We start from the raw sequence: 16396 nt of genomic DNA, 5'->3' as shown, positions 1-16396 counted from the left end.
TGTAATGTGAAGCGTTGTCTGCTTGTCACCGTCGTCGCACGGTTTTCCATGGCCATCCTCCTCCCATACCCCAGTGGGGTATATTATATCCAAAAAGAAAAAGCTTCTAATATGGAAGCTTCCTCTTCGAAACAAGTTTTTTCACACATAAAGCTTCAGCTTAAACAACATCATAGCCTTGGTCTTCAATGGCTGTTTTCAGCGCTTCAACGTTCAGCTTGGACTCGTCATATTCTACATTCACTTGTTTCATTTCGAGGCTGACCTTGCCGGTAGCGCCAACTTTCTCCAAAGCTCCTTCTACTGCCTTCACGCAATGATTGCAGCTCATGCCTTCTACATTCAATGTAACTTGTGCCATTTTCTTTTCCTCCTCTGGGGTACTTCCGTACCCATAATGTGTATGAATACTACTCTTAACGGATTAGCTTCTTGACCGTAACCAGCAGCTCGTCAATCACTTCCTGCTCTCCTGCCTGCATGCGCTCAATGACACAGCTTTTCATATGCCCTTCCAGCAGCAGCTTACCGACACCATTCAGCGCGGACTGGACAGCCGCAATCTGGTTCAGTACATCGTCACAGTAGGTATCCTTCTCAATCAAGCCTTTAATTCCGCGAACCTGACCTTCAATACGGTTCAACCGGGATACGAGGCTGTTCTTGAACTCTGCCGAATGATGACTTTTTCTAACTGTCTTTTCCCCATCTGTTCCACAGTGATTCTCATGGACTTCAGTGTGGGAAACAGGTTGCTCCTCAGCCATACATCAGCCTCCTGTGTGGTGTATATATGCATTCATGCATTTATTATAGTTCCATCATAATATACCCCCACGGGGTATGTCAACATTCCAGGAAAATGTCACTTTTTCGCCTTGATTTTCGCCACTGCTTCTACTCAAGCGAATTAAATTGATCAAAATAAGGCTGTAGCAACTCTAACTGTTCCTCATAATCTTTTCTATCCCTCTCAGATAAACGATCTGGATATAGTACACCTTTGGCCCCTGTAATGCGGGGTACATACTCGTAGAACTTCGTGAACAGTACACGAAACTTTACAAATTCATCCTCAGTCAGAACCTTTTTCGCATAGTCCAGCTCGACCTGTAAATCGATGCCTGCGTGGGCCTTTGCATCTAATGTGCCCGTAATGGCAGAATCACCGCCATCTTTTTTACCATCGTCCGTTTGGGTTAGCGCTTTCCCCTGATTCAACTTGTCATAATACGGCTCCAGCTTGGCAGATATATGATCGTATTCACGCTGTTCCTCTGCGCTTAAGCGCTCCTTGTGGAGTGCGCCGTTTTCATCCGTCATTTTCAGATTATAGGCCCCGAGTTCTCTCAATAACCCTATAAAAACAGTGAACTCCTCTTTCGTTAAATGCCCCTGCACCTGCTGCAACTTGGATTCTACTCTATTATATTCCTCTGGCGATCCTCCCATTTCAATTAGCTTTTCCTGTGAACCATATATTGTATCCGCCAAATAAGTGTAAGTAGCAAAAGCACCTGTTGGAATTAGTAATAACACTACGAGAAGAGTTATCACAATATACCTTTTCATAGGTTTAGGTCCTCCTTTTTCAAGCCGTTCAATTTGACCCATAATGTTTTCTTTTAATTCAGCCGGAGCCAATATGTGGTCATCATCCTGCTGCATCACCCTACGTAGTTCTTGCTCAAGCTTCATGGATCTTCTCCACCTTTCCGATTAGAAAATGTTCCTGCTGCTCTTTCGATCGAAGCTTTTGCAAAGCCGCGTGAATTCGTGATTTCACCGTGCCTAACGGTATCTCTAAAATATTGGAGATTTCCTCTTGGGAATATTCCTGCAAATAGTGCAACACAATTACCTGTTTAAGCTTGAACGAAAGCTGCTGAACTGCTTGGAGCAATACATGATTTGCAACCTTGTCCACAATTTCCTCAGAAAAATCATGAGATGAATGAAGTTCGAGCCTTTTTGCTTTGCTTGTGATTCGTAGCCTCATCCATTGTTTTCTACGGTAAGCCCGGATCTGACGCATAACGACCCCCATTAGCCAAGGCTGAAAAGGACGTCTTTCGTCAAATTGCTCAAGTGATTTATATACATGAATATAAATTTCCTGCACCACATCATCAGCATCCACTTTCTCTTCCAACAAAAAATGCACCGTTCTATAGACTGTATGAATTGTTTGATCATACAGTTCTCTGTAAGCCTCACGACTGCCAGCCAGCGTCTCCGTAACAAGAGCAACCATCAAATCATTCTTTGTCAAATTTGCCCGCCTCCTTGCGTTGTCCAATCCTGATCTCCCCCTTTCTTTCATCTCACATCTATATATTTGGCAGGAAACCGAAATATCGTTCGATTCTGTCTCAACATCAGGAAAATAGTCTCCGCATAATCATTCTTTAGCAGGACTACTCTTTTGGTAATATATTGATATAATATTAAAGTTGCAATTCCCACTTGTCTTGTATATATACAAACGAGCAATCATAACAAATCATACGTCGAAGGAGCTTATTAGAAGTCAATGAAAATAAAGATTACACCCTTGTTACGGCTTATCCAAGGCCTGTTGTGGTTTAAAATCCTTGTAATCATTATCGCAGGATGTGTATTTATTTCAGCCCAACCGATAGGTGGGGAGTCTCGGTTAATCCATATGGCCTCCCGCACGCTATCCATCACACCTCCACTTGAAGGTTCTACCGCTCATATGGTCGGATTTGTATTCGGAAAATTGCTCTTTCGATTACTTCCTACAATAATGATCTTGCTGTTTATTGCGACAAAAAAGTATAAACTTACCCTTACTTTACTGCTTTTCGTATCCATTTTTGGTTTAAACATCAACGGAATAGACCCTTTCTTTCCCGTTCATATCTGCATGCTTATTTCAATTCTGGTTCACAAACCATCTCGTATGTACTTAAAGCAGACACCTCTGCCCGCAAAGGAAGCCGAGGATATCTCGATTGCAAAACGGTAAAAAACTCCCATGGACTGAAATGGTTCACGTATCAGTCCATGGGAGTTTTTTAGTTCAATTCGCCTTATTTCAAGCCTTCGCGCGTGTTTCCTTAGCAAGTACGGCAAAGCTTATTAGCGCACCAACCTCGGCTATAGCTATAACGATCGCCATCGGTACGGGGGTGGTTCCACTCCCCAAACCTACTAGCGGTGAAGCGATGGAACCCAGCAATAGAGGCAGCAAACCAAGCATGGCGGACGCACTACCTGCGGAGCGCTGCTGACTCTGCATTGCCAATGAAGTCGTCGTTGTACTTACAATCCCTACGCAGGAAACGACAAAAAACAGAGGAACTAAAACAGCAAACAATTGACCTCCAGTAAAGGCTACAGTAAGCAAGCTGATTCCGGCTACAGCCGCAATGACCAGACCCGACAAGAGTAACTGTCGTTCGCTGAAGCGACCCACAAGTCTACCCGTTAACTGGGAAAACAGTACAATCCCCAAACCATTCACTGCAAAAATGATGCTATACGTCTGAGGGGAAACCCCGAAAATATCCTGAAGCACGAATGGTGAGCCAGCAATATACGCGAACATCGCTCCCGTAATCAGCGCCTGTGAGAAGGCATAGCCCATAAAGCGTCGATCGGCAAACAAGTGACCGAGTGTCCCCAGCGTCTGCTTCAAACCACCGGATGAGCGGCGGTTCGTTGGCAACGTTTCTGGCAAACCCAATACGACGGCAATCAGCATAGCCACGCCGACCACACAAAGTACCATGAATACACCACGCCAGGAAACAAAGTTCAAAATGGCACCGCCCAGTACTGGTGCAGCAATGGGGGCCACGCCGTTCACCAGCATGAGTAGTGAGAAAAAGCGTGTCAATTCTTTGCCCGAGTATAGATCACGGGCTACAGCTCTGGAAATCACGATCCCTGCCGATCCTGTAAGCCCTTGAATAAAGCGAAGTGCAATGAGCATACCGATATTCGGCGCAAACACGCATAACAGCGAAGCAGCAGCGTACAGAATGAGCGAGATCACCAGCGGTCCTCTGCGCCCCCTTACATCGCTAAGCGGACCAGCAACGATCTGTCCAACGGCCAAGCCCAACAGACAGGCGGTTAAACTAAGCTGCGCCAATGAAGTAGTCGTATGCAAATTGTCGGCTAATGTAGGCAGCGACGGCAAATACATATCTATGGACAACGGCCCGAAAGCACTCAATGCACCCAGGACAAAGGCGATCCATAATATTCGCGATTTGGTCATATCTGCGGCAACCATAACAGTATTGGATAACCGGTTCATAATAATAATCATCCTTTTCACAAAAATATAAATAATTACTTTAATATATCATGATATCACTCATTTCGTCTGGCTTCGAATAATTACACGCTAATCCGCAATTTTTTTTCAAAACTGCTATATATCAGGCAGGAATTTACCAATTTCAGGTCGAATTATACGGTAACCAAAACAAAAAATTTGTGGAATCTGGAGAATGATAATGGTCTATGATGGAGTACTACTGGGTCTCATTGTAGGTCTGTTCAGAGGAGGCTGGCGGCAAGGTCTGATCCGTTTCAGTCAAATTCGCCTTATAGCCGGCTGGATGTTCCCTGTGCTGCTGCTGGTACAATTGATTATTTTTTATTTCCAGGAAAAGTGGACTGGGCTGGCAGCCATTAACGGGTATCTATTTATGGGAGTCTACGTGGTTGGATTGATATTTCTCTGGTTGAACAGACATCATAAGGGATTCAAGCTTATTATCATCGGCGTATTGATGAATTTTATCGTTATGGCGGTGAATGGCGGCAGGATGCCAGTCTCGTTGAGCGCTTCGGAGGTGCTGGGTCCCTATTATACAGATATGCTTAAATCCGGAAGTGTCATCTCGAAACATTACATGATGGATGCGAGTACGCGTCTATCATTGCTTGGTGACATTATTCCTCTCTCCAAGCCCTATCCCCGCACGCAGGTAATTAGTATTGGAGATGTTGTCATGAACTTCGGGATGTTTCTGTTTATCCAAAGCATTATGGTCGTGAAAAGAACCAAGGATAAGCAGCAAGAAACCAATCCCCGTCACGCCTAGTGCGTACCTTATTCCAAGGAAGGGAGGGAACCCTATGAAAAACTTGAAATACTCCCGTGTGATTATCAATGCTATTATTGTAGCTTCTGTCATAATTGCTTTGACTTCCGGTTACAAAATCGGGGGCTAGTCACCGATAAGAAAAAAAGGAAGCACAGGCTCAACAAAACAGGCTGGATTCCGGCCTGTTTTTTCATGTGAAATTTTCGATTATAAAATTGTAAATTATCCCATTCACCCCTGGTAGCTTTGACATCAAGATACGACAAGGCAGGAGAAGAAATGATGAGTATAATAAAAAAGCTGCAAGAACGGGTTACCGCGACTGGAATATATGTGTTTTTCATATGTTTGGCAGGCTTGATCGTTCTCCTGTATACGAATCAGTGGTCCTTTTTGCACTATACGACAACAGAGTGGGTCACGATCTATTCCCTATTGGGAGCAGTTCTAATTCTGGAGCATTTTACATTCCAGCTACCACCGGCCAGTAACAAGCAGTCCATGGATTCCTCCGTGTATCTGGCTTGTATTTTTGTGCATGGCACCGAAATTGCTATTCTGATTTTGCTGTTAAATGTAATCATTGCTATGTTCCGGCACACAGAACTGTCCTGGTGGAAGCATACCGTCAATTTTTCTATTTACGCCCTTTCCATTTTCCTGTCTTCAACAGTATTTGAACTAAGCGGCGGAACGCAGGGAGCTTTAAACCAAGAGCATTTCGCTTCCTACCTGCTGGCGTTAATTTGCTACTTTGCGGTGAACACAATCACACTGGGCATCTACTTTTATATCGCATACAAAGGGTCCTTCAATGAGCTTAAACAGGCTTTTTTGGCTGAATCCCTGCTCGTATACTTATGTACACTCATTCTGTCTTTGGTATTGACTACACTGATTTATAACAATGGTATTCTAGGACTTTTGCTGTTCCTTGGCCTAAGCATGCTCCTGTCTCACGCATTCAAGCAAATGTTCACGCTGTATCGGGAAATCGAGGAAAAAGCGAACATGGATCGTAGAACAGGACTATACAATCACAGCTACTTTGAAAATACACTTGAAGCTGAATTAAATATATCGAGATCCGAGAATACTCCCCTCAGTCTGGCGCTGATTGATATTGATGATTTCAAAAAATACAATGATCATTTCGGTCATCTTAAAGGCGATCAGCTACTGGGATTTCTCGGTGAGTTTCTTAAGAAGGAAACCTCCGACACCCCCATCACCGTATCCCGCTACGGTGGAGAAGAATTCACCCTGCTTATGCCTGATCATACCGCTGAACAAGCTTATGAAATAGTCAATGCTATTCGAAAAAGATTAAATGATTCTCGTTATGAGGGTGTCGAAATTTTTCCACATGGCTGTCTGTCCTTCTCCGCAGGTATTGCCCAAAGCCGCATTGACATCTACGACAAATCACAGCTGGTCGATCTAGCGGATAAAGCCCTGTACTACGCCAAGAAACAGGGAAAAAACATCGTTCATACGCACGGAAGTTTAAATGAAGTGGAGCGCGAGGTCGATCTGGGGCAGGATATTCGGGATCTTGAACAGCAGCTTAATTTGTTCTTGTACAAGGATATTAATACCTTCAAGCATTCAAAACGGGTGTTCAGATATGCAGCAGACATGAGCGATGTGCTTCAACTCGGACCGGAGGATAAGCGGCGTTTCATACTAGGAGCTCTCATTCATGACATTGGTAAACTGGAGATTCCCTGGAATATCCTCAATAAAAAAGAGAAGCTGTCCGGTGAGGAATGGCAGATGGTGCAAGCGCATGTCATGTGGGGCAAGCGTATTGTAGAAGCCAACGAACGATTCGTAGATTTGATTCCTTTTGTGGAGCTGCATCATGAACGTTATGACGGAGGAGGCTATCCGTTTGGCTTTAAGGGCGAGCAAATTCCACTTTTATGTCGGATGCTGACGATCATCGACTCTTTTGATGCGATGACAACCGAGCGTCCCTATCAACCCACCAAAACGTTCGAGGAGGCCATTGAAGAATTACGTGCTTGCTCGGGTAGCCAATTCGATCCCAAACTAACGGCTATTTTTATCCATTATATTCAACATAAGCAACCTGCTTTCACGGATCTCATGGAAACAGGGCTCTAATTCCTTCATAGGCTCTTCCTCTTTGCCCCTAGCATGGTTGAAATCGTCCTGAATTCAACCACACTAGGGGTTTTCATATGATTGGCATTTTGTATAATGCTTATTATTTCAAATTTCATATAAATGTCATAATTCGCTCCATCTATTCGCGCTATATGCACTATGATTAAGATAGGAATGGATTTGTCCGTCAGGCAAAATCCTCCTGTATAAAATGTTATAAATGGGGATATCCTCGCTTCAAGTAATCGAGAGAAGGTGACTTCACAAGCATGTTGTATCCGTCCAGACCAGCCCGTGTGGCTTGTCTTTTATTGCTGTGTCTCCCCCTTCTGGTCCTGTTTCCTCACTCTTCGTGGGCTCATGCATTTGTCATTGAATCCAGTCCGACCGAAAATCAGGTTTTGGACAAGTCGCCTTCTCAGGTGACCATTACCTTCAATGAAGATTTGCAATCTGCCTTCATGTCGATCAAAGTGACCGACGAAACAGGCAAGCGGGTCGACACAGGAAAAGCACAGCTTGACCCGAATCACAAAGCCACCATGGAAATCCAATTGATCCCAGGGATGAAAAATGGAATTTACTCTGTTAGTTGGAGAGCTTTATCCGCAGACGGACATCCAGTTAATGGAGTTATTCCATTTCAAGTAGGCAGCGGTTCCAATGCGCCTACCCATCAAGCTACCGCACCTGAAGGCTCAGGGACATCACGAATCGACTTAATCGCTGTCCGTTGGTTTCTTTACATAGGACTATCGCTGCTTTTTGGAGCGATTTGTTTCCGGCTGTTCATCTTACCGAGCATAAGCCAAGACAAGAATCAAAGTGAACAGCATAAGCAAAATCAGCGGCCCTTTGAAACATCGCCCCGCTGGAATAAACTGCTATGGAGCGGCTACGGCATAACGTCTGCCGCCATTCTGATCAGCCTGCCACTTCAGGCTTCATGGGATGCCGGGGTTTCCATCAGGGAGGGCTTCTCACTCCCGATTCTGGGAGAAGCTCTCCAGTTTACTGGAGCCGGACAAATTTGGTTTATCCAGATGATTCTCGTGCTACTCCTAAGCGTAACGCTGATTTACGCGCTGGATTACAGCATTTCGAGTCGCCAGCGCCGTCTTTGGGGCTACAGCTCGGCCCTCCTAACGCTATGCCTCATGCTGTCCAAGGCCTTTGTCGGTCATCCGGCAGCGGCTACCCATCCAGCTCCAGCCATTGCGGCGGACTTCGTCCATCTCGCGGCAGCAGCCTTTTGGATCGGCTCACTTGCCGTCATGGTCGTGTGCCTGCCGGTTGCCGGAGCAGAGTTGCCCGTATCCGAGCGGGCAACTCTACGACAAGCCGCCTTGCGCCGCTTCGCCGGCTGGGGCATTGCTATGGTGGCGGCGTTACTCGCCACCGGTATATATGGAGCCGTGCTGTACATTCCGGCTCCCTCCATGCTGCTGAACACGTCCTATGGACTCGTTCTGCTCGGCAAGGCAGCGCTGCTGCTAGTCATGCTGGCCTTCGCGGCCAGCCAGTTCCGCAGCGCACGGCAAGCGGCGCCCAGCAAGCAAGCCGCCCGGGGATTGCGTGCCGAGTTGTCCGTCGGCCTGCTCGTGATGCTGTTGACTGCGGTGCTCACTCACCTGTCACCCGGTCAGGCACCTGCTGTACCGTTTGAGGAGACTCGCACTACGGGTGGATATAACGTTACCCTGGCAGTCAGTCCCAATGCTGTGGGCAGCAATGAATTTAAGGTATCCGTTCAGGACAGCAAGGGTGCTGCCGTTTCAGGAATCCAGCAGGTTACATTAACGCTCACTCCAGCAGACCCTGACCAAGATCAACAGGAATTTGTTCTACCTGTGAAGCAGCAACAGCCATTCCGCAGTCAGGAATTGATGACCTCCGAAGGAACATGGGCGGTAAAGGTACATGCTCTGACGGCTTCACTCGATGCGGTTGATGCTGAATTCACCCTGCATGTAGGCGGTAAGAAATAATTATTTTATACTTCAGGATTTTGTGAAATCCTCAGTTAAAAGGAGCGAATAATTGAATATGAATACAACAATTCAAACAGCAAAATCCAGATTTTCCAGGTTTGCGACCTCTGTGGGTCTAATCGCAGCGGGTGCCTTACTTTTTGCAGGTATGGCCAGTGCACATGTGACAGTCAAGCCTTCTGTTTCACAACCTAATGCGTGGGAAACGTACACATTGAAAGTACCCGTGGAAAAAAACATTCCAACCACCAAAGTCGCCTTGAAAATTCCGAAAGAGGTCGTTTTCAAACAATACGAGCCTGTACCGGATTGGAAGGTAGCCACCGAAAAGGACAGCTCTGGCAAAGTAATCACCGTGACCTGGACGACTGAAAAAGACGGCATTCAAGTAGGTCAGTATCAGCGTTTCGGCTTTGTAGCGCAAAATGCAGACCAGAATACCGCAGCAGCCTGGGACGCCTTCCAGTATTACAGTGACGGAAGTATCGTGGAATGGACAGGCGACGAAGGAAGTAGCAATCCTCATTCCATTACCGAAATTACGACGGACGCCACGTCCGCAACCCCTGCCCCTGCCGCAGACAGCGGACACGATTCAGCGGGTACGGCAGCAGGCCACGCCAGCACAGATACGGCTAAAGATAGCAACCCCGCACCTGCTTCGAACAATGCTGTAGAAGCTGCACCTGCCGCTTCTGCTCCAGCCAGCTCTGCTGCACAAACGACAGCACTCGTTCTCTCGATCATTGCAGTCGTTCTTGGTGCCGCAGCTGTCGGCATTGCACTCAAGCGCCGCAAGTAATCTGGGTTACGGATAAAGTTAAGATCGTTTTAAAAAGAAAAGCTGATACCTATTTAAAAGGGGTCAGCTTTTTTGGTATGAAAGAAAACGATTAATATTCAGCTTTAACACATATTCAGATTCATCTCATCCTATTATTTCACATTCACCTTTCTATCATTTTTTTGGTAAAATGATAGATACCTCACGATTCTAACATGATAGCATTGCAATCTATTGAGCATAGGAGATCATAGGATGAAAATCGTAAATAAGGCTTTGTTATCTAGTGCTATTTTTCTGAGTACCACAGTGGGCATCTATAGCCCCTTGGCACAAGCTGAAGCCGGCAAGATCAGCATTATGCTGGACGGATATCCATTACCGTTCCCTGTACAACCTGCCATGATGAACGGCACGACCATGGTTCCCTTTCGTGCGATTTCTGAAGCTCTTGGCATTACAGTGAAATGGGACCAAGCCAGCCAAAGCATCACCGCTACCAAAGCGCAAGATTCTGCTACCAAGCAGGTGATTCTAAAGATGGGTAGCCGCAATGCCACAGTGGACGGACAAGCGGTTCAACTAACAGCCGCTCCGCAAACCGTGCACGGCAGCACCATGATTCCGCTGGGCTTTTTCGGGCAGCAGTTTGGAGCCACGGTGAACTGGAACCAGGGAACACGGACGGTCTCCATTACATCGCCTCGTGAATCGATGTATACAGTAGGCTTCTATGCGCTGTCTTCCTTTGACCAAAAATCCAAAATACCGGATTTTAACGTCGTTGCCTTCGGCTGGAGTCGAATTGATACGAACGGACAATTTACCACAAACGGCAAAGAATACAAATGGCCTCAAGCCGCTGGAACTGTAACGCCAGAGTCCATTGTGCAGGAGGCAGACAGCCAGGGGACTTCCCCTTACCTGATGGTCTATTCCGGAGATGGCAATCACGAGCTGACCAAAGTTTTGGAAAATGCGCAGCTTCAAGAACAAACCATTTCCCAAATTGTCAGCACCGCCACCGACAAACAATTTAAAGGCATTACGCTAGACCTGGAAGGATTGGGCTGGAGCGGCGACAAAGCCAAAGCTCGTTCAGACTACAACACCTTTATTAAAAAGCTATCGACCAAAGCGCATCAGGCCGGGCTCAAGCTCACCGTCGTTCTGCATCCGCTGAACAGTTCTTACTCTGGCTATGACTACAAAACGCTGGGCAATCTGGCGGACGATCTGATCATCATGGCTTATGATTACGGACAAAAGGCTACACCTGAGCCTTTGGAAAAAGTGGATGAAGCCATCCAACTGGCCTTGAAGGAAACCTCGCGGGACAAGCTCATTTTGGGGATTTCGATGGGTAGCGAAAAAGACAGCACCGTTAACGCCAAGATCGGTTTAGCCAAACGTTATGACCTCAAAGGAATCGCTATCTGGCGCTTGGGCATCATTGGAGAAACGGCCTGGTCACAGATGAACGAAGCCATCGAGTTTAAATAAGTGTACATTTTATCCAAGTAAAACCGACCTTATTTCGCCCGCCAGATGATTTCTTATGAGTCTTCTATGAAATCATCTGGCGGGCTTTCTTCATTCCCTTTAACAAAAGTGCTTGCCTGATTTGGAAGTTGTCGTCACAGGCTCGCAACCCTGTTCTCCATAGAAGATCCCCCAGTCTCTCATAAAATCCAGCAATGGCCTTAACGTATCTCCTAACGGGGTAAGCGAGTATTCCACACGCGGTGGGTTCTCGTTATAAATTTCACGGTGCACAATGCCATCTCTCTCTAATTCACGCAACTGCAAGGTTAGCATCCGCTGTGTAATATTAGGCAAGGTCCGTCGAATTTCGTTATAGCGCCGCGGTCCTGTGGTCAAATGATACAAGATGACTCCCTTCCATTTGCCGCCTATAACCCCGACGGTTTTCGCTACCGGACATCCAAAATTAACGCTAACTGCATGTTCCATCTCCTGTGCCATGTATACCCTTCTTTCTGTAGAATGTGTAAACCAATAGCCTCAGACGTATGACAAGAAACAAATATGTGCGTACTTGTTCCCTGCAAAAACTTTCTATATGATAACTATATATTCGATATCAGCTCTCATTATAGTAGCAGAAAACCCATAGAGCACCAACTAAACCCATACCCAAAGGAGTACATTTTATGTCTAATACATCAGCTAAAAAACAGGAAATTCTGGACGCCTTTCTGTTCAGGCACGCCACGAAAGAATTTGATCCCAATCGCATCATACCGGAAGAGGATTTTCAGTTCATTCTCGAAACCGGGCGACTTTCTCCAAGCTCCGTCGGTTTTGAACCATGGCAGTTTGTAGTTGTACAAAATCAGGCATTAAGAGAGAAGCTGGCTGCGGTTTCCAGCGGTGGCCAAAAGCAGATTCCTGCGGCTAGCCACGTCATCCTGATTTTGGCGCGCAAGGATGTTCGTTATGATTCTCCTTACGTGGAGTATATGTATAAAGAGGTTAAAGGTATGTCTGAGGAGGAATTTGCCTCACTGCCAGGCCGCTATAAGATTTTCCAGGGTGAAAGTCAACACCTGCTGGAAAACGAACGTACGCTATTTGACTGGGCTTCCAAGCAAACCTATATTGCCTTAGGCAATATGATGACCGCGGCGGCTCAGATCGGTATTGACTCCTGTCCGATTGAGGGTTTTAACTACGATCAGGTGCATGCCATTTTGGAGGAAGAAGGACTGCTGGAGAACGGGCTGCTCGATATTTCAGTCATTGCTGCCTTCGGTTATCGCGCTCATGAACCCAAACGTGAAAAATCCAGACAACCCCTGGAAAAGGTCACACGCTGGATTCTGTAATCTAATATCCCGATTCTCTCCCAAACGATGAACATTGAAGCATCAAAAAAGCGGGCTTGCGGCACTTCATCTGAATGATGAACCTACCACAGCCCGTCTTTTTTAGGTCACTTCAATTTCTATTAAAATCCCCTTGGAAGCCAGGTTATCCAGGCACTCCTTCATATACTCATCGTCATGCTCCACATATGCACCCGCGCCTGCCAGTTCCTCACCCAGCTCTGCCTCCCAAGGCTCACACTGCTTACCGCGATACAAAGGCTGTTCCCATAGTGGGTCAACATTGTACCCTCTGCTTTTCATTTCGTCCATAATGAGCCTATGATAGCGCACCAGCAGCATGGGGTGATAATCGAACACATAATTCACCGTGGCGTGTGGCTTGCCCCACCCATTCCCGCGCAGGGCACAGCACTCACGATGTTGCCCCAGCAGTTGCGGACGGGGTAACTTGTCGATTAAATGTTCATGCCAAAGCCTCATGCTTCCACAACCCTATCTGTAGCTTTTTCTGATCTATTGGATTAGCATACGGATACCTGTCAGCACAATGCCGATCAGGAAGCCTGTAACTGCGCCATTAATACGTATCCACTGCAAATCCTGTCCCAGTTTGTCCTCCATCAGTGCAATCAGGGATTTGTTATCCATTTTGTCTACATTTTCGCGCACCAAGTTACCAATCCGACTATGGTTGGCTTCCACCAGTCCAGTAATACCTTCCACAATTCGCACATTAATCTTGTCCAGCAGCTCGGTATTCCCTCTTAAATCAGTCAACATTCGATCCAATAGCGGTAAAATATAGGTCTGCACATAGCTTCCGTCTTCCATGTAGTCCAATAAGCGTATACGCAGTTCCTCCATTTTTCCCAGCACCGACGCATCACCTTCCCAGGCTTCAACAAGGCTATCCTTCCAGCCGTTCAACCCTTCCTGAACCGTATCTTTCGTCGCCAATCGGGTCACCTGTGTTCTTAGACCATCCAGCACGGCCTGACGGCGCGGGTGCTCTTCCCTTTGCAGTTCTGCTACCTGATCCAGCAAAAAATGACGAATCATTTCACCCATACGCTCTTCGTTCAGATAGCCGAGGAATGCGTTCAAGGCAAACTGCATCAGTCCGCTCACCTGCAAACCGCTGACAGCCTGCATACCTAAGGTACCCAGCGTATAGCCCGTTTCGGGTCGCAAAAGCCAGGACTCGGCTTGTTCCAGCGTGTAATCCAGCGCGCGGCGATCATAACCCTTCTCGCTGGTCTGACGAGCAAGCGCCTCCAGCAGCGGTCCGGCGTCAAAGTCAGTCATCTGCCGCTTGAGCTCTGCCACGATGACCGGAGCCAATTCCGCGAGCGGGAGCGACTGGACGAGCCGCTTGGCAAGAACATCTATGGATGCCGCCGCCTCCGGCGTGCGCAAACCTTTTTCCACACCACCCAGCACCAAATCGGCCAAACGAATATCTGCAATTTTAGACGCGATGCTGTCTTTGTTTAGCAAGTTATTTTCCACCGTACTCACCAAGGCATTTGTGAGCTTGTCCCTATTTTTAGGAAGCAGCGCGGTATGTGGTATCGGAATGCCTAGCGGATGACGGAACAAAGCAGTGACAGCGAACCAGTCCGCCAGTCCCCCTACAAGTCCTGCCTCAAAAGCTCCGGCTAACAAACGAGCCCAGCCATATTGCTGGAAGGGCAATGTGGCTGCAAAGCCTGCCCCTAGAATAACAAGCGACCAAGCCGCTGCGGTTTTCGTATTTTTGGGTTTTCCCATCCTGTAATCCTCCAAACTGACTGTCGAGTAAGTAAAGCACTATACCTGTATTACCCATCATATCATTGCCCGTGTCATTTCCAAAGTTGAAAGCACTCTTGATGAAACGCGTAAGGCCACTTTTTGCGTAATTTTTTATGCATATATCTCTCTTTTTTACATTCATGTTCGTGAACTAAATCACAACACTAGGCCCAAAATCTCATTTTTAATAATAAGCCTTACGAACCATTTTATCAGAACCAAGTCCTAAATTTCTTAAACCGAAAGGAGAAGTGAAGGGAAAAGTTGAATGGGCATGTAAGATATCTTTTTCAGCACTAATTCTATCTTTGACCCCAGAAAGGATTTGAATCCATGATGACCTCAGAATTCTTTCAACAATATTCGACCTTTTATACGGACGATCAGGTTAGATGTCCATAAGAGCGAGGCTTCTATAAAACTTACAAACATATTTTGATATATAGACATATTTCATGTGATAAAATAAACTTTTATATATAGTAAATCATGTTTAATCAGCCATTATATATTGGTTAAATCAAACCAAGATAAGCTAGATAAAATTGCTTCTTTGTAAAGGAATTGAATATGACAACAGACCAAAAAAACAACGAGGGCCTCTGGAACGGCGAACCTGTCGTAATTGTGCGCACTCCCTCCGCTTTTGCCAAGCAATCCCTTTTATATATTCAGGAATTAGGCTACTTCCAAAAAACTTCTGCTTTTACGGTGGAAAGAAAAGAACTCGCCTCTTTTTTGCTTGTTTTTACGTTGTCTGGTAAGGGAGAATTACTATACCGGGACAAGAAATATATTTTAAAGCCTCATGATTTGTTTTTTATTAATTGTGAGGAGTATGTGCAATATAGCACCTCCGGTCATGAAGCCTGGGAGTTTATCAGCTTATACCTGTACGGCAACCTGATCGGAAACTTTTACGAACAATTTGCCAAGCATAATAAACCGGTAATATCCATGCATAATCCGTATATTATATTGGACAAACTGCATGCTCTGATTTGTGGGCAGTCTGACAGAAGTCTTTCCGCTGAACTGCTAACGTCCAGGCTCATTGGTGAAATACTGATGTGCATCTTGCAGCATCCCTATGATCACCAGCATGTGAATGCTGAAACCCTCAGCGAAGTACGTCGGGTACAGCAATATTTGGATCAGTCCTACTGTGAGCGAATAACACTGGACTCGCTGGCAGACATGTTTGAATTAAACAAGTTTAATTTGGCTAAAAATTTCAAAAAGCAGATCGGTTTCTCTCCGATTGATTATCTCATTAATGTCCGTATCACGGCCGCTCAAAGCTGGCTTAAAACCAGTGACATGTCCATTGTGGATATCGCAAGGTACGTAGGTATTCCCAATACGAGCCATTTTATTAACCTGTTCAAGGAGCATGTAGGAGAAACACCTCATTCCTTCCGCAAGAAGTGGGGGAACCGTTCCAAGCTGTAAATGAGAGGTTACATGAAACCAGTTTGATAGATGATAGACGCACAAGCTATTCAAGTTAATGGCAAAGCTGTCGAAAGGCAGTGACGCAAAACTATAGGGCCTTCCTATCCGGATGGCAGCCAGCTACCAGATGAACGAGCTTTTTATTATGCCCTTTTTTACATAGATCCACCACAATTTGCTATGCCTATCTCGAAAAAAGCCCTGATCGCTATGATCAGGGCTTTTTTTCTATTGGGATAGTCATGTCAGCCTAGCATGCTGAATATACTAATTTCGAACGAAGCATTGCCATATTAC

The 16396-nt window shown here is 46.0% G+C and carries 16 protein-coding genes and 1 riboswitch; of the genes, 8 read left to right on the top strand and 8 right to left on the bottom strand.

The window, feature by feature from the left end:
- Positions 1-160: 160 nt before the first annotated feature.
- The 4 genes from ACWA2B_RS07590 to ACWA2B_RS07575 form a co-directional block, all read right to left on the bottom strand.
- On the bottom strand, positions 161-361 hold the full coding sequence (locus ACWA2B_RS07590) for a copper ion binding protein (RefSeq protein ID WP_165147930.1): 201 nt from the start codon (positions 359-361) through the stop codon (positions 161-163).
- 55 nt (positions 362-416) lie between these two features.
- Positions 417-767: a metal-sensitive transcriptional regulator gene (locus ACWA2B_RS07585; protein ID WP_013308456.1), complete on the bottom strand. Its 351-nt coding sequence runs from the start codon at positions 765-767 to the stop codon at positions 417-419.
- A 130-nt stretch (positions 768-897) separates the two neighbouring features.
- The gene (locus tag ACWA2B_RS07580; protein WP_039270283.1) at positions 898-1698 is read right to left on the bottom strand and encodes a DUF3600 domain-containing protein; all 801 of its coding nucleotides are present in this window, start codon (positions 1696-1698) and stop codon (positions 898-900) included.
- Positions 1688-2254, bottom strand: a complete 567-nt coding sequence (locus ACWA2B_RS07575; protein ID WP_318627687.1) for a sigma-70 family RNA polymerase sigma factor — start codon at positions 2252-2254, stop codon at positions 1688-1690. The genes ACWA2B_RS07580 and ACWA2B_RS07575 overlap by 11 nt, the downstream gene beginning before the upstream one ends.
- A 279-nt stretch (positions 2255-2533) precedes the next feature.
- Between ACWA2B_RS07575 and ACWA2B_RS07570 the strand changes: the two genes are divergently transcribed.
- On the top strand, positions 2534-2992 hold the full coding sequence (locus ACWA2B_RS07570; RefSeq protein ID WP_318627667.1) for a hypothetical protein: 459 nt from the start codon (positions 2534-2536) through the stop codon (positions 2990-2992).
- A 69-nt stretch (positions 2993-3061) separates the two neighbouring features.
- Here ACWA2B_RS07570 and ACWA2B_RS07565 read toward each other — a convergent pair whose 3' ends face one another.
- Positions 3062-4291 (bottom strand): multidrug effflux MFS transporter, encoded by a 1230-nt coding sequence (locus ACWA2B_RS07565; RefSeq protein ID WP_318627668.1) that lies wholly within the window; start codon positions 4289-4291, stop codon positions 3062-3064.
- A gap of 202 nt (positions 4292-4493) precedes the next feature.
- Here ACWA2B_RS07565 and ACWA2B_RS07560 point away from each other — a divergent pair, with 202 nt between their 5' ends.
- The 5 genes from ACWA2B_RS07560 to ACWA2B_RS07540 all read left to right on the top strand — a co-directional run bounded on the left by ACWA2B_RS07560 (position 4494) and on the right by ACWA2B_RS07540 (position 11501).
- Positions 4494-5087 (top strand): DUF5317 domain-containing protein, encoded by a 594-nt coding sequence (locus ACWA2B_RS07560; RefSeq protein WP_318627669.1) that lies wholly within the window; start codon positions 4494-4496, stop codon positions 5085-5087.
- Between the two features lie 282 nt (positions 5088-5369).
- On the top strand, positions 5370-7220 hold the full coding sequence (locus ACWA2B_RS07555; protein ID WP_049816859.1) for a bifunctional diguanylate cyclase/phosphohydrolase: 1851 nt from the start codon (positions 5370-5372) through the stop codon (positions 7218-7220).
- A 272-nt stretch (positions 7221-7492) separates the two neighbouring features.
- Complete coding sequence (locus tag ACWA2B_RS07550; RefSeq protein WP_318627670.1) at positions 7493-9211, top strand: copper resistance CopC/CopD family protein; 1719 nt, start codon at positions 7493-7495, stop codon at positions 9209-9211.
- 58 nt (positions 9212-9269) lie between these two features.
- A complete protein-coding gene (locus ACWA2B_RS07545; RefSeq protein ID WP_449291867.1) occupies positions 9270-10016 on the top strand; it encodes a YcnI family copper-binding membrane protein in 747 nt (248 codons plus the stop codon).
- A 237-nt stretch (positions 10017-10253) separates the two neighbouring features.
- Positions 10254-11501, top strand: coding sequence for a stalk domain-containing protein (locus tag ACWA2B_RS07540; RefSeq protein ID WP_340931222.1), 1248 nt, complete (start codon positions 10254-10256; stop codon positions 11499-11501).
- 99 nt (positions 11502-11600) lie between these two features.
- On the opposite strand, the gene ACWA2B_RS07535 is transcribed toward ACWA2B_RS07540, so the two are convergent.
- Complete coding sequence (locus tag ACWA2B_RS07535; protein ID WP_023986690.1) at positions 11601-11984, bottom strand: winged helix-turn-helix transcriptional regulator; 384 nt, start codon at positions 11982-11984, stop codon at positions 11601-11603.
- A gap of 188 nt (positions 11985-12172) precedes the next feature.
- Between ACWA2B_RS07535 and ACWA2B_RS07530 the strand changes: the two genes are divergently transcribed.
- Positions 12173-12847: an NAD(P)H-dependent oxidoreductase gene (locus ACWA2B_RS07530; RefSeq protein ID WP_029514680.1), complete on the top strand. Its 675-nt coding sequence runs from the start codon at positions 12173-12175 to the stop codon at positions 12845-12847.
- Positions 12848-12949: 102 nt separating this feature from the next.
- Here the strand turns inward: ACWA2B_RS07530 and ACWA2B_RS07525 are convergent, their stop codons facing one another.
- Both ACWA2B_RS07525 and ACWA2B_RS07520 read right to left on the bottom strand, forming a co-directional pair.
- A complete protein-coding gene (locus tag ACWA2B_RS07525; protein ID WP_029514679.1) occupies positions 12950-13330 on the bottom strand; it encodes a TIGR02328 family protein in 381 nt (126 codons plus the stop codon).
- 33 nt (positions 13331-13363) lie between these two features.
- Complete coding sequence (locus ACWA2B_RS07520; RefSeq protein ID WP_069290903.1) at positions 13364-14620, bottom strand: DUF445 domain-containing protein; 1257 nt, start codon at positions 14618-14620, stop codon at positions 13364-13366.
- Positions 14621-15214: 594 nt separating this feature from the next.
- On the opposite strand from ACWA2B_RS07520, the gene ACWA2B_RS07515 reads away from it, so the two are divergent.
- Positions 15215-16096 carry an AraC family transcriptional regulator gene (locus ACWA2B_RS07515; protein ID WP_029514677.1) on the top strand — a complete coding sequence of 294 codons (882 nt, stop codon included), beginning with the start codon at positions 15215-15217 and terminating at the stop codon, positions 16094-16096.
- A 50-nt stretch (positions 16097-16146) separates the two neighbouring features.
- A riboswitch (cyclic di-GMP riboswitch) is annotated at positions 16147-16227 on the top strand.
- Positions 16228-16396 lie beyond the last annotated feature (169 nt).

This window comes from Paenibacillus sp. CMM36 (assembly GCF_053570945.1).
The sequence above is the reverse complement of the archived record's forward strand: the minus strand, read 5'-3'. Positions and strand labels throughout refer to the sequence as shown.